17 protein-coding genes are annotated in these 20,115 nt (G+C 71.4%); 13 read left to right on the top strand and 4 right to left on the bottom strand.

Features of this window, described 5'->3' with window-relative positions:
• Positions 1-145: 145 nt before the first annotated feature.
• Together NOSIN_RS16675 and NOSIN_RS16670 are read right to left on the bottom strand one after the other, a co-directional pair.
• Positions 146-1,210, bottom strand: a complete 1,065-nt coding sequence (locus NOSIN_RS16675) for a trypsin-like serine peptidase (RefSeq protein WP_077693622.1) — start codon at positions 1,208-1,210, stop codon at positions 146-148.
• A gap of 164 nt (positions 1,211-1,374) precedes the next feature.
• Entirely contained in the window at positions 1,375-3,069 is a 1,695-nt protein-coding gene (locus NOSIN_RS16670) for a CocE/NonD family hydrolase (protein WP_077691636.1), read from the bottom strand.
• Positions 3,070-3,468: 399 nt separating this feature from the next.
• Between NOSIN_RS16670 and dxr the strand changes: the two genes are divergently transcribed.
• The 10 genes from dxr (at position 3,469) to NOSIN_RS27815 (ending at position 13,947) form a co-directional block, all read left to right on the top strand.
• Positions 3,469-4,689: a 1-deoxy-D-xylulose-5-phosphate reductoisomerase gene (dxr, locus tag NOSIN_RS16665; protein WP_216349827.1), complete on the top strand. Its 1,221-nt coding sequence runs from the start codon at positions 3,469-3,471 to the stop codon at positions 4,687-4,689.
• Between the two features lie 21 nt (positions 4,690-4,710).
• Positions 4,711-6,066 carry a M50 family metallopeptidase gene (locus NOSIN_RS16660; RefSeq protein ID WP_077691634.1) on the top strand — a complete coding sequence of 452 codons (1,356 nt, stop codon included), beginning with the start codon at positions 4,711-4,713 and terminating at the stop codon, positions 6,064-6,066.
• 221 nt (positions 6,067-6,287) lie between these two features.
• The gene (gene ispG, locus NOSIN_RS16655; RefSeq protein ID WP_077691633.1) at positions 6,288-7,445 is read left to right on the top strand and encodes a flavodoxin-dependent (E)-4-hydroxy-3-methylbut-2-enyl-diphosphate synthase; all 1,158 of its coding nucleotides are present in this window, start codon (positions 6,288-6,290) and stop codon (positions 7,443-7,445) included.
• A 251-nt stretch (positions 7,446-7,696) separates the two neighbouring features.
• Entirely contained in the window at positions 7,697-7,915 is a 219-nt protein-coding gene (locus NOSIN_RS16650) for a DUF1918 domain-containing protein (RefSeq protein WP_077691632.1), read from the top strand.
• Between the two features lie 295 nt (positions 7,916-8,210).
• The gene (locus NOSIN_RS16645) at positions 8,211-9,713 is read left to right on the top strand and encodes an amino acid permease (protein ID WP_077691631.1); all 1,503 of its coding nucleotides are present in this window, start codon (positions 8,211-8,213) and stop codon (positions 9,711-9,713) included.
• 229 nt (positions 9,714-9,942) lie between these two features.
• Complete coding sequence (locus NOSIN_RS16640) at positions 9,943-10,752, top strand: carbon-nitrogen hydrolase family protein (RefSeq protein ID WP_077691630.1); 810 nt, start codon at positions 9,943-9,945, stop codon at positions 10,750-10,752.
• Positions 10,753-10,867: 115 nt separating this feature from the next.
• Positions 10,868-12,577, top strand: coding sequence for a flavin monoamine oxidase family protein (locus NOSIN_RS16635; RefSeq protein WP_077691629.1), 1,710 nt, complete (start codon positions 10,868-10,870; stop codon positions 12,575-12,577).
• A gap of 212 nt (positions 12,578-12,789) precedes the next feature.
• Positions 12,790-13,326 carry a helix-turn-helix domain-containing protein gene (locus NOSIN_RS27825; RefSeq protein ID WP_236743386.1) on the top strand — a complete coding sequence of 179 codons (537 nt, stop codon included), beginning with the start codon at positions 12,790-12,792 and terminating at the stop codon, positions 13,324-13,326.
• Complete coding sequence (locus NOSIN_RS27820) at positions 13,280-13,519, top strand: hypothetical protein (RefSeq protein WP_227014709.1); 240 nt, start codon at positions 13,280-13,282, stop codon at positions 13,517-13,519. Before NOSIN_RS27825 ends, NOSIN_RS27820 begins: the two co-directional genes overlap by 47 nt.
• Positions 13,520-13,527: 8 nt before the next feature.
• On the top strand, positions 13,528-13,947 hold the full coding sequence (locus tag NOSIN_RS27815; RefSeq protein WP_236743385.1) for an RNA-guided endonuclease TnpB family protein: 420 nt from the start codon (positions 13,528-13,530) through the stop codon (positions 13,945-13,947).
• A gap of 326 nt (positions 13,948-14,273) precedes the next feature.
• On the opposite strand, the gene NOSIN_RS16625 is transcribed toward NOSIN_RS27815, so the two are convergent.
• The gene (locus NOSIN_RS16625) at positions 14,274-14,738 is read right to left on the bottom strand and encodes an Lrp/AsnC family transcriptional regulator (RefSeq protein WP_077691628.1); all 465 of its coding nucleotides are present in this window, start codon (positions 14,736-14,738) and stop codon (positions 14,274-14,276) included.
• A gap of 164 nt (positions 14,739-14,902) precedes the next feature.
• Here NOSIN_RS16625 and NOSIN_RS16620 point away from each other — a divergent pair, with 164 nt between their 5' ends.
• From NOSIN_RS16620 to NOSIN_RS16610, 3 genes are all read left to right on the top strand, one after another.
• Positions 14,903-16,555, top strand: a complete 1,653-nt coding sequence (locus tag NOSIN_RS16620; RefSeq protein WP_077691627.1) for an alpha/beta hydrolase — start codon at positions 14,903-14,905, stop codon at positions 16,553-16,555.
• 77 nt (positions 16,556-16,632) lie between these two features.
• Positions 16,633-17,475, top strand: a complete 843-nt coding sequence (locus NOSIN_RS16615) for a GNAT family N-acetyltransferase (protein ID WP_077691626.1) — start codon at positions 16,633-16,635, stop codon at positions 17,473-17,475.
• Between the two features lie 155 nt (positions 17,476-17,630).
• On the top strand, positions 17,631-18,845 hold the full coding sequence (locus NOSIN_RS16610; RefSeq protein ID WP_077691625.1) for a multidrug effflux MFS transporter: 1,215 nt from the start codon (positions 17,631-17,633) through the stop codon (positions 18,843-18,845).
• A 107-nt stretch (positions 18,846-18,952) separates the two neighbouring features.
• Here the strand turns inward: NOSIN_RS16610 and NOSIN_RS16605 are convergent, their stop codons facing one another.
• The gene (locus tag NOSIN_RS16605) at positions 18,953-19,921 is read right to left on the bottom strand and encodes an ATP-binding protein (protein ID WP_077691624.1); all 969 of its coding nucleotides are present in this window, start codon (positions 19,919-19,921) and stop codon (positions 18,953-18,955) included.
• Positions 19,922-20,115 lie beyond the last annotated feature (194 nt).

Here is a 20,115-nt window from a genome sequence, read left to right as displayed (position 1 = left end):
CGGCCTGAAGCGTCACCGGTGTGACGGGAGGGCCCCGGACCTCGGTGGTCTTGTACTCGTAGCGTGCCCGGAGCGTCGAACCCCGCTACGAGTACAAGACCACGGTACGGAAGAGGCGGGCCGGCGGCACCTCTCCGGTCGCCGCCTACAGCCGGGACGCGCGGTCGTAGAGCTTGCGCGCCGCCTCGCCGAACCGGGGGCCGTACTGGGTGTGGCGGTCGTCGGCGTACTTGAAACTGACCACCGAGGAGATCGTCCCCCTGCCGGTCCGGGTGTCGAAGCCGGTGAACCAGGGGCCGCCGCTGGAGCCCTGGGTCATGTCGCAGTGCACTCCGTTGGCGGTGGTGCCGCCGGTGTCGGGGGTGGTACGGCCCGAGCAGTAGTGCAGGTGCTCGCCCCTGTACGGCGACGACGACGGGTACCCGAAGGCGTACACCTGCACTCCCTCGCGCACCTTCTCCTCCGTCCAGGAGCCGAACGCGATCCGCTGGGAGCCGACCCGGTCCTGCACGGACGTGCCGTCGTCGGTGTTGACCACCACCATGGCGAAGTCGTAGCTGTCGTCGGCCTGGCGCGACCACTGGGGCGCCACCAGCATGTCGCTGGCGGTGAACCTGCCGTACGGGCTGTCCCCGTCCGAGTAGGCGGGCACGAAGGTCCAGTTGCGCGCCCAGGACCCCCTGCCGTCCTTGGCGCAGTGCCCGGCGGTGACCAGCGTGCTCCTGTTCGCGGAGTCCACGACCGACGCCGTGCAGGTGAAGTCGCGCCCGTCCATGGTCAGGTAGACCTTGCCGGTGGTCCTGGTGACCAGGCCGTCCGCGGGCCAGCGCTCACCCGTGCTGTCGGAGCGCGGCGAGGCCTGGTGCTCGACTCCACCGCCGGAGGACGGGTCCTCTCCCGCCAGTGGGAGGGTCCCCTCCAGCATGCTGGTGATGGGTTTGGCGGCGGCCATGCGCTCTTCGGTCCAGTAGTCCAGGACGGCCTGGCTCGCGGCACCGGTCACCGCGGCCGCCTGGTGGGAGACCCCTTCCACGTGCGACAGCTCTTCGCGGTCCCGTGTGGTCGTCGACCCGGGGGAGTACGCCGTGTGCACTGCCTGGGTGACGGCGGAGGCGGGCGCGGGGAGCTTGTCGGCGAGGGCGAGGCCCCCCAGCGCGACCGCCGCGGCGGCCAGGGGGGCGAGGATCTTGTGTGTGGTGGACGAGGTCATGACCAGCATCCTCGCACACTCAGAGTAACTATACTGCTACTTCATGTTTGTGTCGCGGATCTGAGGGGCAGAAGGGGCCGCCTCCGGCGCGGGGGTCCCGCCGGAGACGGCCGGAGGTGCCCGGGACGGACGCCGCGGGAGTTGGCGCGCGCCCCGGACACCGCTCAGGCGAACGGCACCGTGACCAGGGCGGGCGCGTCCTCGGGGGAGGTCACGCGCACCCGGTCTCCGATGTCGCTCTCGTTTCGGTAGCGGGCGTCCCGGCTGTCCACCACCACGGCCAGGCGGTGTCCCGCGGGCACGTCCCACACCACCGGGGCCAGTTCGGCGTCCACCGTGACCGGCTCGCCGGGGACGGCGTCCCGCAGGGTGCGGGGAGCGTGTGAGAGCAGGGAGCCCGTCCCGTCGCCGTCGACCGCGTACAGGTACACGTACACCGACTGGTCCTTCGCGGTCGGCGTGAGCGTGAGGGTGACCTCCGGCGTACCCGCCACGCGCACCCCGTCGGGGTAGGCGGGACCGGTCCACACGGCCGCCCGGTAGCGGTCCACGGTCGGCAGCAGCACCCCGGTCGGGATGTCGAAGAACTGCTGGAGCGCTCCGGAGACCATCACCGTGCCGCTCTCGGCGGAGGTGCCGATCCCGGTCCGGAAGCCGTGGCTCCAGCCGGTGGAGGGCTCGGCCTCCATGGCGCCGCTGCTCCGCCAGCGGAACCAGTCGGTGCTCGGCTCGGCCAGGTAGTACCGCTCGGCGTCGCCGGTCACCGAGGGCCAGTCGGCGTGCGAGGTCCAGTCTCCGCGCCCGTTGTTGGGCTTCACGTGCACGGGACCCCCGGTGTCCGTCTCGTTGTCCTGGCCCCGGAGGTGGTGGTCGAACCAGTCGCCCAGGGCCTCCCAGACCTCGTTGGGCAGTCCGGCGGCGCCGAACAGCTCCTGGGTGGCGTGGTCGCCGGGGGAGAGCATCAGCCGCTTGGGGACCTCCAGCTCCTCGTAGAAGTCGGTGATGTGGCCGACGGGGAAGATGCCGTCGTTCCATGCGTGGGCCATCATCACGGCCGTGCCGTTGGCGTTGATGGCGTCGACCTTGGTGGCCGCGGACCGGTCGGGGGCGATGTCCAGGGCGGGCTGGATGTTGCCGCGCCGGTACTCGGTACCGACCTCGGTGAGCGCCTCACCGGGGTCGCCGGTGAGGTGTCCGGCGAGCAGGAGCAGCTCGGCCGACTGCGTGTCGACGGTCTCGCCGGGGTACAGCGAGGCGGCCAGGTCGGCCCAGCCGCTCAGCGATGCCACGGCCCGGACCCGGTCGTCCTCGGCGGCGGTCAGCAGGCTGATGCCGCCGCCGTAGGAGATCCCGGCCATGCCGATGCGGTCGGGGTCGGCGTCGGTGTTCTCCAGCGCCCAGTCGATGACGGCACTGGCGTCGGCGCGGTCCTCGGGGCCGGCGACCTCGATCTCGCCGCCGGAGTCCCAGAAGCCGCGCGAGGTGTAGGCGACGACCTGGTACCCGGACTCGTGCGCCAGCCTGGCGGCGGCGCCGACGTAGAGGAGGTGGGGCGTGCCCCAGGCCGAGGGCATGACCAGCAGCGGGTGCGGGCCCTCCACGCCGGTGGGGGTGATGACCTTGGCCCTCAGCTCGGTGCCGTCATGGCTGACGATGGTCTCGTAGCCGATGGTGGCGCCGACGGTGCCGGCGGCGACCGGAGCGGGAGTGAGCACCGCGGCGGCGACCACGGCCGTGAGGACGCAGGACAGCAGGCGGGGCAGGAGCCGCACGGAGGCGCGGAGTCCGGATCCGGGCCCGCCCACCGCGAAGACGGGGCCGGATCCTGGGGGAGCGGGGGCTTTCCTGGTATGACGCATGGCGGGAACCTCGGGGGCTGGGGGAGGGGACCGATGGGTCGTCGCGCCGTCTCGCCATCGGGATGGGCCGGCCGTGTCCGGTCGGACCGGCGGGATGCGGGGGCAGGGGGCTTGCTTAACCGTGGGGTAACTTACTCACCGGTCAAGTTAGGTCAGCGGACACCGGTTGTAAAGACCCGGTGACACCCGGGAGCGCGGCCCCTCATCCCCGAACCGGGGAAGTGCCTGGTGAGGCCGCTCCGGCGGCGCCGGACCCGGAAGACCTCCGGTCCGTCCGCCCGTGCCCCGCTCCGGGGAGGGACGCACTCCGTGTTCCCGGCGCGGCCTCCTCCGGGCTCCGGCGCGGTCCCCCCGGTGCGGAACAATGGAACCGTGCGAGATGAACAGCAGCGAACAGTAGTGATCCTCGGTTCCACCGGCTCGATCGGGACCCAGGCCGTCGACATCGTCCAGCGCAACCCCCGCCGCTTCCGCGTGACGGGTCTGGCGGCGGGCGGCGGGCGCGCGGACCTGCTCGCCAAGCAGGCCGCCGAACTCGACGTCGAACTGGTCGCCGTCGCCGACCCCGGCCGCGCCGCCGAACTCTCGCGCTCCCTGGACGAACACGGCAGCCGTGCCACCGTCCTGGCCGGGCCCGAGGGGGTCGCCGAACTCGCCGGGAGCGAGTGCGACGTCGTCCTCAACGGCATCACGGGCGCCCTGGGCCTGGAGTCCACCCTCGCCGCGCTGCGCGCCGGGAGCACCCTCGCCCTGGCCAACAAGGAGTCCCTCATCATCGGCGGGCCGCTCGTGCGCGGCCTGGCCCGGCCGGGCCAGATCGTCCCCGTCGACTCCGAGCACTTCGCCATCGCCCAGTGCTTCCCCCACCTGCCCGAGGACGAGCTCGCCAGCCCCGCACAGGGGCACGTGTACGCCCGCCGCGACGAGGTGCGGCGCCTCGTCGTCACCGCCAGCGGCGGCCCCTTCCGCGGCAGGGGGCGGGACGAGCTGGCCTCCGTCACCCCGGCCGAGGCCCTCGACCACCCCACCTGGACCATGGGGCCCGTCATCACCGTGAACTCCGCCACCCTGGTCAACAAGGGGCTGGAGGTCATCGAGGCCAACCTGCTGTTCGACGTGCCCTTCGACCGGATCGACGTGGTCGTCCACCCGCAGTCGATCGTCCACTCCATGGTCGAGTACGTGGACGGTTCCACCATCGCCAAGGCCAGCCCGCCCAGCATGATGATCCCCATCGCCTACGGGCTCGGTGCGCCCGACAGGGTGCCCGACGCGGCGCCGGGCATGGACTGGACCCGCGCCCAGACCTGGACCTTCGAGCCCCTGGACCACGAGGCGTTCCCCGCCGTCCGCCTGGCCTCCGAGGTCGGCGCGGCGGGTGGGACGGCGCCCGCGGTCTACAACGCGGCCAACGAGGAGGCGGTCGACGCCTTCCTCCGGGGAAACCTCGCGTTTCCGGCGATCATGGACACCGTCTCCCAGGTAGTCTCGGAGCACCAACGAACGGACCGTCCCGGGGGAGCGTCCCACCACAGCGGGGAACTGAGCCTGGACGACGTGTACGCCGCTGACACCTGGGCCCGCGCGCGTGCGGGAGAGCTGCTCGCACGCCGGGTCTGACACCGCCTTGAGGAGAGATGCATGGTCGCTCTGATGACCGTGATCGGGATCGTCCTGTTCGTTTTCGGCCTGCTGTTCTCGATCGCCTGGCACGAGCTCGGGCACATGTCCACGGCCAAGATGTTCGGGGTCAAGTGCACCGAGTTCATGGTGGGCTTCGGCAGGACCCTGTGGTCCGTTCGCAAGGGTGAGACCGAGTACGGCGTCAAGGCGATCCCGCTGGGCGGGTTCGTGCGCATGGTCGGGATGCTCCCGCCCGCCCGGCAGACCGCCGACGGCGGTTCCCGCAAGCTCTCCCGCTGGCGGGCCATGGCCGAGGACGCCCGCGAGGCCTCCCACGTCGAGCTCTCCCCCGAGGACCAGGACCGGCAGTTCTACCAGCGGGCGCCGTGGAAGCGGCTCATCGTGATGTTCGCCGGACCCGGTATGAACGTCATCCTGGCCGCGATCCTGCTCGGCGTGCTGTTCATGGGTATCGGCGTGCCCCAGAGCACCACCCAGATCGGCCAGGTCAGCGAGTGCGTGGTGCCCGCCGGCAGCTCCGCCACCAGTTGCGAGGACGCGCCGCCCACCCCGGCCGCCGAGGCGGGGATCCGGCCCGGCGACGTCATCGTCGCGATCGACGGCGAGCCCACCCCGGACTGGCACACCGCCAACCAGCAGATCCGCGAGTCCCTGGGCAGTACCGAGATCGTGGTCGAGCGCGACGGCGAGCGCGTTCCGCTGGACGTCGACATCGTCGAGAACAAGCTCCCGGCCCGCGACGCCGAGGGCGAGATCGTCTACAAGACCGACGCCGACGGCGACTACGTCTACGACGAGCAGGGCTACCGGGCCTACGAGACCGAGACCGTGGGCTTCCTCGGCATCGTCTTCGCCACCGAGCGCGCCCCGCTCACCCTCGGCGAGTCCGCCGCCGAGATGGGCGGCATGATGGTCGGTGTCTTCGACGCGCTCGTCTCCCTGCCCAGCAAGGTCCCCGACGTGTTCGCCGCCGCCTTCCTCGGCGAGGAGCGCACCCAGGACTCCCCGGTGGGCATCGTCGGCATCTCCCGCATCGGCGGCGAGATCATGGCCCAGGGCCTGCCCGTGGCGGACACCGCCGCGATCATGATCCAGCTCCTGGCCGGGGTGAACCTCTTCCTGTTCGCCTTCAACATGCTGCCGATCCTGCCGCTGGACGGGGGGCACATGGCCGGCGCCCTCTGGGAGTGGGTTAAGCGCGGCTGGGCCAGGCTGCTCCGCCGACCCGAGCCCGCGCCGGTGGACGTGGCGATGCTGACACCCGTGGCCTACGTCGTCGTGGCCTGCTTCCTGGTGTTCAGCGTGGTCCTGCTGGTGGCCGACCTGTTCAACCCGGTCCGGCTCTTCGGCTGACACCGGTCGTCCACGCTGTCTCCGGACACGCTCCCGTGGGGTGAGCCGCCCCCTCGGGGGCGGGTAACCTGGGAGTCGCGATCCGGGAACGACGGTGTCGCCGAGGCCACCGGGCACGGTGGCGCCCGGACGCGCATCCGTGCGCTGCGCCGGACACCCATTCCCGAAACGGACGAATCAAGTGCCGCCCTCCCTCCGGCGGTAGACGAGGTGAATCAAGCGTGACCGTCGATCTCGGTATTCCCGCCACACCGCCGCGCCCGCTGGCGACCCGGCGCAAGACGCGGCAGATCATGGTCGGAAACGTCCCCGTCGGTGGGGACGCCCCGGTGTCCGTGCAGTCGATGACGACCACCCGTACCTCCGACATCAACGCGACTCTCCAGCAGATCGCCGAGCTGACCGCCTCGGGCTGCCAGATCGTCCGCGTGGCCGTGCCCACCAACGACGACGCCGAAGCCCTGCCGATCATCGCCAAGAAGTCGCAGATCCCGGTGATCGCCGACATCCACTTCCAGCCCAAGTACGTGTTCGCGGCCATCGAGGCCGGCTGCGCGGCCGTGCGCGTCAACCCGGGCAACATCAAGAAGTTCGACGACAAGGTCGCCGAGATCGCCAAGGCGGCCGGTGAGGCCGGTACGCCGATCCGCATCGGCGTCAACGCCGGTTCGCTGGACAAGCGCCTGCTGGAGAAGTACGGCAGGGCCACCCCGGAGGCCCTGGTCGAGTCGGCGCTGTGGGAGTGCTCCCTGTTCGAGGAGCACGGCTTCCGCGACATCAAGATCTCGGTCAAGCACAACGACCCCGTGGTCATGGTCAACGCCTACCGGCTGCTGTCCGAGTCGTGCGACTACCCGCTGCACCTGGGCGTGACCGAGGCCGGTCCGGCCTTCCAGGGCACCATCAAGTCCTCGGTGGCCTTCGGCGCGCTGCTCTCGGAGGGCATCGGCGACACCATCCGCGTGTCCCTGTCCGCGCCCCCCGCCGAGGAGGTCAAGGTCGGCGCCCAGATCCTGGAGTCGCTGGGTCTGCGTGAGCGCGGCCTGGAGATCGTGTCCTGCCCGAGCTGCGGCCGGGCCCAGGTGGACGTGTACACGCTCGCCGAGGAGGTCACCGCGGGCCTGGAGGGCATGGAGGTGCCCCTGCGCGTGGCCGTCATGGGCTGCGTCGTGAACGGTCCGGGCGAGGCGCGCGACGCCGACCTGGGTGTGGCCTCCGGCAACGGCAAGGGCCAGATCTTCGTCAAGGGCGAGGTCATCAAGACCGTGCCCGAGTCCCAGATCGTGGAGACCCTCATCGAGGAGGCCATGCGCATCGCCGAGGAGATGGGCGAGGCCGGGGCCGAGTCGGGCGAGCCCACCGTCTCCGTGGCCGGCTGACCACTCCACCCGCTCCGAACGGCCGCGCCGACCCCTGTGGTCCGGCGCGGCCGTTCGCGTGCGCGGGGGTGGGACCGCACGCGGTGGAACGGTCGGCCTCCGCCGCGCCCGGCGTGTGGCTGCCCGCGTCAGGTCCCCCGACCGTGTACGCCGAGGGCGCTCGCCTTGTTTGCACACCTCTGAGCTGGGAAAAGACCTTCCTCGTCCGCCGGGTGGCAGGCGGCGCGAGCGCACGGGGGAAGGACACGCGGATGCAGGCGAGTGTGGGGGACCGAGTACTCGTCCACGGAGGCGACGTGGGCCGGTCCGACCGGAGGGGCGAGGTCATCGAGGTTCGCGGCCCGGACGGCGACCCGCCGTACCTGGTGCGCTTCTCCGACGGCCAGGAGTCCCTGGTCTGCCCGGGGCCGGACGCCGTGGTCGAACACCTCCCTCCGGATGAGCCGGGCGCGGCCCGGCCCGCCCTCTGACTCCCCCCGCACGTCTTTGACCACGGTGTTCGCTGTCCGAAGCGGCTTGCGTCACCCAGGGTGACTTTGTGTGGCATCACTCACAGGACCGTGCGTTATGTTGCGCGGGAACGCACGATCGTGCTGATTCCCTCCGACAGACGCAACGAATGTGGGTCATGTTACGTAGGTAACGCGGCTACCGTTGCTGAGGGCATTTTCAGGTCGCCACAGGTACGAGGCGACCTTTTCCGCCCCCCACCGTTCCTTCTCCCGGGGATCGGTGTGTCCATGTACAGGAACGAGGAGTAGTCACGTGGTGGACCAGAAGAGCCCTGCGGGTACCCGCGGGCCCGGCAGTCCGGGCGGTGTGCCCGCGCTGAGGGAGCGTCTCACCCGGCGCAAGCCGATCGAGAAGCTCATCGCCGAGACGGAGGGCGGTGAGGGCACCGGCCTCCAGCGGCACATGGGGTTCTGGCAGTTGTCCATGATCGGCATCGGCGCCACCCTCGGCACCGGGATCTTCGTCGTGCTGGGCGAGGCCGTGCCCGTCGCCGGACCCGCCGTGATCCTGTCGTTCGTGCTCGCCGGCGTCACCGCGCTGTTCTCCGCGCTGGCCTACGCCGAGATGGCCGGGATGATCCCCGCCTCCGGGTCGGCCTACTCCTACAGCTACGCCACCATCGGCGAGTTCATGGCCTGGGTGTGCGGCTGGTGCCTCATGCTCACCTACGGCGTGTCGGTCGCCGCCGTCGGCGTCGGCTGGGGCGAGTACATCAACGAACTCCTCCACCTCACCACCGGCATGTCCCTGCCGGGCGCCGTGCTCGCCGGCCCGATGGAGGGCGGCCTGGTCAACCTGCCCGCCGCCATCGTGGTCGTGCTGTCCATGTTCGCCCTGCTCGCCGGGGTCCGTGAGAGCAGCCGCGTCAACGCCGTCATGGTCGCGATCAAGGTCGTCATCCTGGTCATGTTCGTGGCCATCGCGATCACCGCCGTCCAGGACGGCAACTTCGCCCCGTTCATGCCGATGGGCATGGCCGGTGTCAGCGCCGCGGGCGCCACGCTGTTCTTCTCCTACATCGGCTTCGACTCGGTCTCCACGGCGAGCGAGGAGGCCAGGAACCCGCAGCGCGACCTGCCCCGCGCCATCATGTTCTCGATGATCCTGGTGACGGCGATCTACTGCCTGGTCGCCTTCGCGGCGATCGGCGCGCTCGACTGGACCGGCTTCGTCGACGGCGAGACCACGCTGGCGGGCATCCTGACCAAGGTCACCGGCACCACCGTGTGGGCGATCATCTTCGCCGCCGGCGCGGTCCTGGCCCTGGCCAGCGTCGTCCTGGTCGTCCTGTACAGCCAGACCCGCATCCTCTACGCGATGTCGCGCGACGGGCTCATCCCCAAGGCCTTCTCCACCCTGGACGCCAAGGGCACCCCGCGTACGAACACCCTCATCACCTCCCTGCTCATCGCGGTGCTCGCCGCCGTGGTCCCGCTCGGCCCGCTCGCCGACGCCACCGCCATCGGCACGCTCTTCGCGTTCGCACTGGTCAACGTGGCCGTCCTGGTGCTGCGCCGGACCCGCCCCGACCTGCCGCGCGCCTTCCGCGTGCCCGGCTCCCCGGTCACCCCGGTCCTGGGCGTGCTCGCCTGCGCCTACCTGATGTTCAGCATGTCGCTGAGCGTGTGGGCGGCCTTCCTGGTCTGGCTGGCCGTGGGCATGGCGATCTACTTCGGCTACAGCATGCGCCGCTCCGCGCTGGAGACGGCCCCGGCGGACCCGGTCGCCGAGCCGGTCGACGGGACCCGCTCCTGACGGGCACGTGAACGCGCGCGAGGGGCCGGGGAACCTCCCCCGGCCCCTCGCTTGTTCTCCACGGGCTCGTACGCACCGATGTACGCACGGATCTGTGGCGATGCGCAACGAAATCCCACGTTGCAGCGAAAATACGCGGGATTCCACAGGTTCGGCGCACTGTTCGGACGCCTTCGCCCACCTAGAGTGGACGCGGCCCGGCAGCGACGGAGGAAACAGGAGGTGAGGCGTGACACGCGGACCCCTGCGCGTGGCCCTGGACCAGGGCACCGGACACAGCGGCGACACCGCCGACGCCCTCGACCGGCTCTCAGGCCGTGCCAAGGCCGCCGCCGACGCCGGAGCCCGCCTGCTCGTCGGCCCCGAGATGTCGCTGACCGGCTACAACCTCGGCCCCGAGGCCCTGGCCGCACTCGCCGAGCCCGCTGACGGCCCCCTCAGCGGAGCCGTCGCCGCCATCGCCGCCGACACCGGCGTCGCCATCGTCCACGGCTTCCCCGAGCGGGCCGACGGCACCGTGTACAACTCCGTCCAGCTCGTGGACGCCGCCGGCACCCGCCTGGCGACCTACCGCAAGACCCACCTGTTCGGAGACCTGGACCGCGGCGCCTTCACCGCGGGAGCCGACCCGGTCGTCCAGGCCGACCTCGGCGGAGTCCGAGTGGGCCTGCTGACCTGCTACGACGTCGAGTTCCCCGAGACCGTGCGCGCCCACGCCCTGGCAGGCACCGAACTCCTCGTGGTCCCCACCGCGCTCATGCTCCCCTTCACCGAGGTCCCCGAGCGGATCGTGCCCGTGCGCGCCCTGGAGAACCAGCTCCACCTGGCCTACGTCAACCGCTGCGACACCGAGGGCGACCTGCGCTACGCGGGCCGGAGCGTCCTGCTCGCCCCCGACGGCTCCGAGACGCTGCGCGCCGGATCCGGTGAGCAGCTCCTGGTCGGCGACGTGGATCCGGACGCGGTCGCCCGCGTCCGCCGGGAGCAGTCCTACCTGGACGACCGCCGCCCGGACCTGTACCGGACGCTCACCGTGTGACCGCGCCCCGAGCAGCGCTTCGGGAAACCCCCGGACACACCACGAACACCACTCGCACCACGCACGCAACCGACCGGCACTCCGCCGGACGACACCCATGTGAAGGAGGGGCCTGATGACGTCTGCCGTGCCCACGGCCGCCGGTGCCGCAACCACGCGGGACACGCCGCTGAACATGTGCGGACCGGACTTCCCGTTCGCCTACGACGCCTACCTGGAGCACCCCGCCGGACTCGGGCAGGTCCCGGCCGAGCGCCACGGCACCGAGGTCGCCGTCATCGGCGGCGGGCTTTCGGGGATCGTCACCGCCTACGAGCTCATGAAGATGGGCCTCAAGCCGGTCGTCTACGAGGCCGACCGCATCGGCGGGCGGCTGCGCACGGAGAAGCTCGCGGGCTGCCCCGACGACGTGGTCGCCGAGATGGGCGCCATGCGCTTCCCGCCCTCCTCCACCGCCTTCTGGCACTACGCGGACCGGGTGGGCCTGGAGACCGAGCCCTTCCCCAACCCGCTCTCCCCGGCCACCCCCAGCACCGTGGTCGACCTCAAGGGGAAGTCCCACTACGCCACCACCCTCGACGACCTGCCCGAGGTCTACCGCGAGGTGGCGCGCGCCTGGGAGGAGACCCTGGAGCAGGCCCAGCACACCCGCATGCAGCAGGCCATCCGCGAGCGCGACGTGGACACCCAGAAGGAGATCTGGAACGAGCTGGTCGCCCGGCTCGACAACCAGACCTTCTACGGCTTCCTGTGCGAGTCCCCGGCCTTCGCCTCCTTCCGCCACCGCGAGATCTTCGGCCAGGTGGGCTTTGGCACCGGCGGCTGGGACACCGACTTCCCCAACTCCATCCTGGAGATCCTGCGCGTCACCTACACCGGCGCGGACGACGACCACATGGGCATCGTCGGCGGCGTGGAGCAACTGCCGCTGCGCCTGTGGGAGGACGCCCCGGACAAGCTCGTGCACTGGGCGCAGGGCACCACCCTGGCCTCCCTGCACGAGGGCGGTCCCCGGCCGGCCGTCACCGCGCTGCGCCGCACCGCGTCCAAGGGCTCCCAGGCCGGGAACATCACGGTCACCGACGCGTCGGGTTCCATCCGTACCTACGCGGCGGCCGTGTTCACCGCGCAGAGCTGGATGATGCTGTCCAAGATCGACTGCGACGAGGACCTGCTGCCCATCGACCACTGGACGGCGATCGAGCGCACCCACTACATGGAGTCCTCGAAGCTGTTCGTGCCGGTGGACCGCGCGTTCTGGCGGGACAAGGACCCCGAGACCGGCCGTGACGTCATGAGCATGACGCTCACCGACCGCATGACCCGGGGCACCTACCTGCTGGAGGGCTCCGACCCGGAGGGCCCGGCGGCGATCTGCATGTCCTACACCTGGTGCGACGACTCGCTCAAGTGGCTGCCGCTGTCGGCCAACGAGCGCCTGGAGGTCATGCTCTCGTCGCTGTCCAAGATCTACCCGGGCGTGGACGTGCGCTCGCACATCACCGGCGACCCGGTGACGGTGTCGTGGGAGGACGAGCCCTACTTCATGGGCGCGTTCAAGGCCAACCTGCCGGGCCACTACCGCTACCAGCGCCGCCTGTTCACGCACTTCCACCAGGACGAGCTGGAGGAGCGCCACCGCGGCCTGTTCCTGGCCGGTGACGACGTGTCCTGGACGGCGGGCTGGGCCGAGGGCGCCGTGCAGACCGCGCTGAACGCGGTGTGGGGCGTGGTCCACCACCTCGGCGGTGGGACCGACCCGGGCAACCCGGGCCCGGGCGACCTGTTCGACGAGCTCGCCCCGCTCGCCCTTCCGGAGGACTGAGCCCCTCGGGCACCCGGACGAGCGCCCCGGGGTGGTCCCGGGCGTACTGACGACGGCCCCGGCCGCACGACGACGTGCGGCCGGGGCCGTTCTCCGCGCCCGGGTTCCTTTGCGGCGCAGACCCCGTCCTTCAGGGCGGGGACAGCCGCTCCCATCGGAATGTCGTAGGCCACCGCTAGGTTCGGTGTCCGCTGGAAGGAGGTGGTGACACCGTGTTGACGGGGTTTCGGTACCGGCTCGCGCCCACCGGCGAGCAGGCCGGGTTGTGCCAGGTCTACGGCGATATCTGCCGGGCGGTGTGGAACACCGGCCTTCACCAGCGCCGTGAGGCCGTGCGCCGGTGGCAGCGCGGCCAGGACCTGCCGTTCTGCGGCTACCACCTCCAGGCCCGCCAGCTCGCTGAGGCCAAGACCGAGGAGGAGTGGTTGAAGGCCGCCCCCTCGCACATCCTGCAACAGACCCTCAGGGACCTGGACCGGGCGTGCCGGGACCATGGCACGTTCAATGTGCGCTGGCGCGCCAAGGGCCGGTGGAAGCCCTCCTTCCGCTTCCCCGCGGGAGCACGTGTCATCGTGCAACGCCTGGGCCGCAAGTGGGGGCGCCTGAAGCTGCCCAAGCTGGGGTGGGTGCGTCCGCTGGTCGCGCGCACCGAAGGGCACCGCCCGCTCGGTCACCGTCTCCCGCGACGGCGCTTACTGGTACGTGTCGATCCTGTGCGAGGACGGCCAGACCACCCCCCAGGCGCGTGAGCGCCCCGACAGCGCGGTGGGGATCGACCGGGGTGTGGCGGTGGCGGTGGCCACCTCCGACGGCGCCCTGTTCAACCGCACCTTTCAAACCCCCAAGGAGCACGAGCGCGAGCGCCGTCTGCGCCGACGCCTGTCCCGCCAACACAAAGGCTCGGCCAACCGGGCCAGGACCAAGCTGCCCTGTCGAAACTGACCGGGCGGGTGCGGGCTCGGCGCGCTGATTTCGCCGCCCGGACCGCGCACACGCTGTGTGCCAAGAACGCGGTCGTGGTGCTGGAGAAGCTCCACACCACGAACATGACCCGCTCGGCGAAGGGCACCGTCGACGCCCCGGGCACTCATGTGCGGCAGAAGGCGGGGTTGAACCGGGCGATCCTGGCCCAGGGGTGGCACGGGTTCAAGCTGGCCGTGGTCAATGCCGCTCGGCGGACCGGTACCCAGATTGTGGAGGTCAACCCCGCGTACACGTCCCAGACCTGTCGTCCGTGCGGGCATGTCGCGTCGGAGAACCGAGAGAGCCCATCGGTGTTCCGGTGCGTGGCGTGCGGGTACAGGGCGCATGCGGACGTGAACGCGGCCCGGAACACTCGTGTGCGCGGATGGACTAGCCCTTCGGGGTGAACCGTGCCAGCCTGCGGAGACCTCTGGGGTGCCATGTCGGTGAAGCAGGAACCAGCGCGCTGTGAGGCGCGTAGCGCCACCGGGCCGCCAGGCCTGGTCGGAGTCCTCTTCCTTCAGGAAGAGGAGGAAGTCAAGCATATGAGGACCGTGCCCCACTGGAACCGTGTCATCGCGCTGGCGTCGATGCGTTCCCTCAGGTGACCATCCATGCCGGGGTGCCCTCCGTGACGTCGGTGTGAACCACAACACATCGTCACGGTGGTCCGGAGGGGCCACAACGGCCCTTTTCACCCGCTGAAAGCCTTCCACGGCTTTCTCCGGCGGGGTCAGGGGAGGTCGGCGGTCCCGGCGAGGATCGGCTGGTCCACCAGGCGGGACAGGACCAGCGTGCTCTTGGTCCGCACCACGAACGGCTCGGCGCCCAGCCGCTCGATGACCTCCTCCAGGTGGTGGGTGTCGCGGGCCCGGACCTGCACGATGGCGTCCGCGTCCCCGGTGACCGTGTACGCGGAGGTGATCTCGGCGTACCCCGACAGCCCGGTCCGGATCTCTCCCGGCGAGGTGCGGGCGCGGCAGTACAGCTCGATGAACGCCTCGGTGGTCCACCCGACGGCCTGGGGTTCCACCACCACCGTGAACCCGCGTACGGCGCCGGAGTCCACCAGCCGGTCCACGCGGCGCTTGACCGCCGAGGGGCTCAGTCCGACCTGCCCGCCGATCTCGGCGAAGCTCATCCGCGCGTCCGCGCCGAGTATCGCGATGATCCGCTCATCGACACGATCCAGCCGCATGGTGTTCCTGTGTCCCGTCTGCTTTGTCCGCATCTGATGGAGGCAGGGCACATGCTACCGGGGCCCGCCCGCACGGGTCCGGCCGTGGTCCGTGTCGCCTCTGTTTGTAACTCTACGGATTGGTAACAATACATAGAGTAATAAAAGCACGAGGAGGTAGACGGGTGCGAGCACGAACCTGGACCGCGGTCTCGGCCGGAGCGGTCCTGACCTCCCTGGTCACCGCGGTCCCCGCCCAGGCCGAACCGGCGGGGCCGGCCGAGCAGGCCCGCGCGAGCGTCCGCGTCGACCAGGGAGCCCTCGCGTGGGGCCCCTGCGAGGACCTGCGGCCCGTCGCCGACGAGGACCTGGAGTGCGCCACCCTCACGGTCCCCCTCGCCCGCACCGCCGACGGCGGCCGGGCCGAAGGCGACGACGACACCGTCCGGCTCGCCCTGTCGCGGGTCCCCGCCACCGGAGAGGCCGAGCACACCCTCCTGGTCAACCCCGGCGGCCCCGGCAGCGCCGGACGCATGTGGGCCTCCTACACACATCAGCGCATGCCCGCGGAGCTGCGCGAGACCTACGACGTCGTCGCCTTCGACCCGCGCGGCGTCGGTGCCTCCACACCCTCCATCGCCTGCGACCCGAGCCTCTTCGAACCCGTGCGCCCCGACACCGTCCCGGCGGACGCCGCGGCCGAGGCCGCCCTGCGCGCCGACGCCAGGGACTACGCCCGGTCCTGCGCGGACAACACCGGCCCCCTCCTCCAGCACACCCGCACCGAGGACACCGCCCACGACATGGACGCCATCCGGGAGGCCCTGGGCCTGGAGCGGATCGACTACCTCGGCTACTCCTACGGCAGCTACCTGGGCACCGTCTACTCCGCGCTCCACCCCGACCGGGTCCGCGCCCTGGTCCTGGACAGCGTCGTCCACCCCGACAGGCCCTGGTACGAGAGCAACCTCGCGCAGAGCCGGGCCCTGGACCGCGCGGCCAGGAACTTCTTCGACTGGACGGCCCGCCACGACGACGTCTACGGGCTCGGCACGACCGGGGAGGAGGTCGCCGAGGCCTACTACGCCCTGCGCTCCGAACTGGCCGACGAACCCGTCGGGGGCACCGTCGGCCCCACCGAGCTGGAGGGCGCCGCCATCGTCGTCGCCTACAGCGGCGCCTCCTGGCCCTCGGTCGCCGGCGCGCTCTCGGCCAGGATCAACGACGGCGACGGCGCGCCGCTGCTCGCGCTCCACGAGGCCCACGGGGAGGACGCCGAATCCGACCGGGGCTACGGCGGCTACCTCGCGGTCCAGTGCACCGACTCCCACTGGCCCGAGGACTGGTCCACCTGGCGCGCCGACGCGGAGAGGGTCCACCGGGAGGCCCCCTTCATGACATGGAACAACGTCTGGTACAACGCTCCGTGCGCGACGTGGAAGGCCGGATCCGGGGACTGGCTCCAGGTCGGCGACGGTCCCGGCGAGCACCCCGCCTACGGGGGCGACGCACTCCTCGTGCACGCGACCGAGGACGGTGCCACCCCGGTGGAGGGCGCCTTCGCCCTCCGCGAGCGCCTGCCCGGCGCGGTCCTGGTGACCGAGGAGGGCGGCCACACCCACGGCGTCTCGCTCACCGGGAACACCTGCGTGGACGAGGCCGTCGCCGCCTACCTCCGCGACGGGGAACTGCCCGCGCGCGCCGAGGGCACCGGCCCCGACGTCACCTGTGAGGCCCGTCCCGAGCCCCGTCCCGTCGCCGGGCGCGACGGGTCCGGGAGCACGGCCGCACCCGTCGCCCCCGGGTCGCGGGGGGCGTCCGGGCAACCGGTCGAATAGGCTGGAAACAGCGCGAACAGGCTCGACCAGTCGTCCCCCGGGGCACCACGAGGCAACCGGGAAGAGGGGGAGATGCGATGCTGCGGACCTCGCCGATACGGATCCTGGGAGAACGCGACCGGGAGTCCGTCCGTGCGCTCCTGGACACCGACCCCGTCGGCAACGTGTTCGTCGCCTCCCGCCTGATGGCCACGGGTATCTCCAGCAGGGCCGGCGGTACCGAGGTGTGGGGACACGTGGAACGGGGCCGTCTGACCGCCCTGTGCTACTCCGGCGCCAACATGGTCCCCGTCAACGCCGGACCGGCCGCCATCCGCAGCTTCGCCGACCACGCCCGCTGGCGCGGACGCCGCTGCTCCTCGATCGTCGGCCCGGTCGACGCGGTCAGCGACTTCTGGGAGCAGGTCACCCCCGCGTGGGGGCCTGCGCGGACCATCCGGGCCAGCCAGCCGGTACTGGAGATCGACGACGAGCCCGACGTGCCCGCCGACCCCCTGGTGCGCAGGGTCCGCCTGTCCGAGCTCAACACCCTCGTGCCCGCGTGCGTGGCCATGTTCACGGAGGAGGTCGGCGTCCCGCCGGACTCCGGCGACGGCGGCATGCTCTACCGGGCACGCGTGGAGGAACTGGTGCGCACCGGCCGGGCCTTCGCGCGCATCGAGAACGGCCGTGTGGTGTTCAAGGCCGAGATCGGCGCGGTCACCCAGCACGCCTGCCAGGTCCAGGGCGTGTGGGTGCACCCGGACCTGCGCGGCCGGGGACACTCCACGGCGGGGATGGCGGCCGTGGTCAACTACGCGCTCGCGGAGATCGCGCCCCGCGTGACCCTCTACGTCAACGACTTCAACACCCCGGCCCGCGCCACCTACCGGAAGGTCGGCTTCCGGCAGGTGGGAGAGGTCATGTCGGTGCTCTTCTAGGGCGCCGGCCCGGTTCGCCCACCTCCCGGACCGGACGCTTTCTGACGGACTCGTGTCAGACCCGCCCCCACCGGACGGCGGAGGACGCCCGCCGTGGCTAGCCTGATGTCAGGTCCGCGGCGCGCAGCGCCCTCCATCCCCGTGAGAGAGCGCCGATGCAGCAGAACCCGACCGGCCGGGCACGCCTGGGCCTGGCACTCCTCCTCGGCATGCTCGCCGTCCTGGGTCCGCTCAACATCGACATGTACCTGCCGGCCTTCCCCGAGATCGCCGCCGACCTGGACGCCGGCGCCTCCCACGTACAGCTGAGCCTGACCACCTGCCTGGTGGGGCTCGCCGTCGGCCAGGTGGTGGTGGGCCCGATCAGCGACGCCCGGGGCAGGCGCGGTCCGCTGATCACCTCCCTGGTCCTGTTCGTGCTGTCGTCGCTGCTGTGCGCGCTGGCCCCCAGCGTCGCCGTCCTGGCGGCGGCCCGCTTCCTCCAGGGGTTCACCGCCTCCGCCGGGGTCGTGCTCTCCCGCGCGGTCGTACGCGACGTGTTCTCCGGCAACGACCTGACCAGGTTCTTCGCCCTGCTGATGGTGATCAACGCGGTCGCGCCCCTGGCGGCGCCGATCGCGGGCGGCGCCATCCTGTGGCCGTCCTCCACGGGATGGGAGGCGATCTTCCTGGCCCTGGCGCTGCTCGGCGCGGTGATCGCCCTGGTCACGGCACTGCGGCTGGGGGAGACCCTGCCGGTGGAGCGGCGCATCCCCGGCACGGTCGGCGGGACCCTGCGGACGATGGGCGCGCTGCTGCGGGACCGCTCCTTCCTCGGCTACGCCCTGGTGGTCGGCCTCCTGCACGGCGGCAGCTTCGCCTACGTCGCCGGGACGCCGTTCGTCTACCAGGACCTGTACGGGGTGTCCCCGCAGACCTTCGGGATCCTGTTCGGGGCCAACGGCGCCGCCATCATCGCCGGGAGCTGGGCCGTGGGACGGTTCAGCGCCCGGTTCGGCGAGCGCTCCCTGCTGCTGGGCGCCGTGGCCACGGCGGTGGCGGCGACCGGCGTGCTGCTCGTGGCGACACTGGCCGGCGGCCCGCTGGCCACCCTCGTGGTGCCCATCTTCGTGTACATGACCTGTATGGGGATGATCCTCACCAGCTCCTTCGCGCTGGCCATGCACGGCCAGGAGCGGCGGGCGGGCAGCGCCAGCGCGGTGCTGGGCGCGCTGTCCCCGCTGTTCGGCGCGGTGGTGGCACCGCTGGTGGGACTGGACGAGAGCACCGCGGTACCCATGGGCGCCGCCCTGTTCGCCACCTCCGTCCTCGGACTCGTGGTCCTGTCGGCCCTGACCCCGTCGCGTGTGCGCGTACCGCAGTCCGGCTAGCGGGCCCGCCGTGAGCGCCGCGGGTGCGGCGCGGGAGGTTCCACGCCGGACGGCACCGCACCGGGCACGGTGGACCGGCGGTGCCGCCCCGCCGCTGCGCGGCCCCGCTACTGCGCGGCCTCGGTGAGAGCCGTGGGGCCCATGAGGAAGTCGGGGTCCAACTGGGAGGCCAGGTCCGCGCCCTTGGCCTCGTTGGCCCACGCCCGCGCGTTGCGCAGGTGGAACTCCGCGGACTGCCGTGTGAACTTCTCCCAGTCCTTGGGCGCGGCGTCCACCATGTCCCGCATCCGGGCCAGGGTCTTGACGTTGTCCTCCTCCAGGTCCGACAGCTCCGGGTCGCGGCCCTTCTCCATCGAGCGCACGAACCCCGAGTGCGTCATCCACCCCGCCAGCGCCTCGCCCACGTGCTCGCGCAGGAACTCCACGTCCGCCTCGTCCTGCACCTTGTTGCCGATCACCCGGATGGCCACGTCGTGGTCGCGGGCGTACTCGGCGTACTGGCGGTACACGCCCACGCCGCGCACGGTGGGCTCGGCGACCAGGAAGGTCATGTCGAAGCGGGTGAACATACCCGACGCGAAGGAGTCGGCGCCCGCGGTCATGTCCACGACCACGTACTCGCCCGGGCCGTCCACCAGGTGGTTGAGGTACATCTCGGCCGCGCCCACCTTGGAGTGGTAGCAGGACACGCCCAGGTCCTTCTCGGCGAACGGGCCGGTGACCATGAGCGTGGCGCCCCGGGCCGCCGCGCCGAAGCGCGCGTGCAGCGGGTTGTCCCCCGTCAGGGTCAGCAGGCGCGATCCCCGGCCCGGCGGAGTGGTCTTGACCATCGCCTGTGCCGAGGCGATGCGCGGGTTGTCCCCGCGCAGCAGCTCCTTGATCTCCTCCAGGTGGGTGCCCAGGGGCGGGAGCTCGGCCAGGCGCTCCTCCGACATGCCCAGGGCGGCGCCCAGGTTCTGGTTGATGTCGGCGTCGATGGCCACCACGGGGACGTGCTGGGCGGCCAGGTGGCGGGTGAACAGCGCGGAGAGGGTGGTCTTGCCGCTGCCGCCCTTGCCGGCGAACGCGATCTTCATGTGGGCCCTTCGGTGTCGGCGCGTGGGCGGACGCGCCCACGGCGGATGGCGGGCCGGGGACGACCCGACTGTGGAAACGATTATCGTTCCTGTCTGCCATCCTGTCAGCGGAACCGCCGTTCCGGGGCGTGTATTGCCAACGTGTTACACCTCACATGGGTGACCCTGGAGTCCGGACTGTTTCCTTTGTCCAC

It is taken from the genome of Nocardiopsis sinuspersici, from assembly GCF_001998325.1.
Lineage (GTDB): Bacteria > Actinomycetota > Actinomycetes > Streptosporangiales > Streptosporangiaceae > Nocardiopsis > Nocardiopsis sinuspersici.
This window is presented reverse-complemented; position numbering and strand designations above follow the sequence as displayed.

Coding starts and splice junctions, on each gene's coding strand:
- NOSIN_RS16650 (WP_077691632.1), top strand. CDS start 7,697: ATGCAGGCGAGTGTGGGGGACCGAGTACTCGTCCACGGAGGCGACGTG.
- NOSIN_RS16605 (WP_077691624.1), bottom strand. CDS start 19,921: ATGAAGATCGCGTTCGCCGGCAAGGGCGGCAGCGGCAAGACCACCCTC.
- NOSIN_RS16610 (WP_077691625.1), top strand. CDS start 17,631: ATGCAGCAGAACCCGACCGGCCGGGCACGCCTGGGCCTGGCACTCCTC.
- NOSIN_RS16625 (WP_077691628.1), bottom strand. CDS start 14,738: ATGCGGCTGGATCGTGTCGATGAGCGGATCATCGCGATACTCGGCGCG.
- NOSIN_RS16670 (WP_077691636.1), bottom strand. CDS start 3,069: ATGCGTCATACCAGGAAAGCCCCCGCTCCCCCAGGATCCGGCCCCGTC.
- NOSIN_RS16615 (WP_077691626.1), top strand. CDS start 16,633: ATGCTGCGGACCTCGCCGATACGGATCCTGGGAGAACGCGACCGGGAG.
- NOSIN_RS16635 (WP_077691629.1), top strand. CDS start 10,868: ATGACGTCTGCCGTGCCCACGGCCGCCGGTGCCGCAACCACGCGGGAC.
- NOSIN_RS16675 (WP_077693622.1), bottom strand. CDS start 1,210: ATGACCTCGTCCACCACACACAAGATCCTCGCCCCCCTGGCCGCCGCG.
- NOSIN_RS16660 (WP_077691634.1), top strand. CDS start 4,711: ATGGTCGCTCTGATGACCGTGATCGGGATCGTCCTGTTCGTTTTCGGC.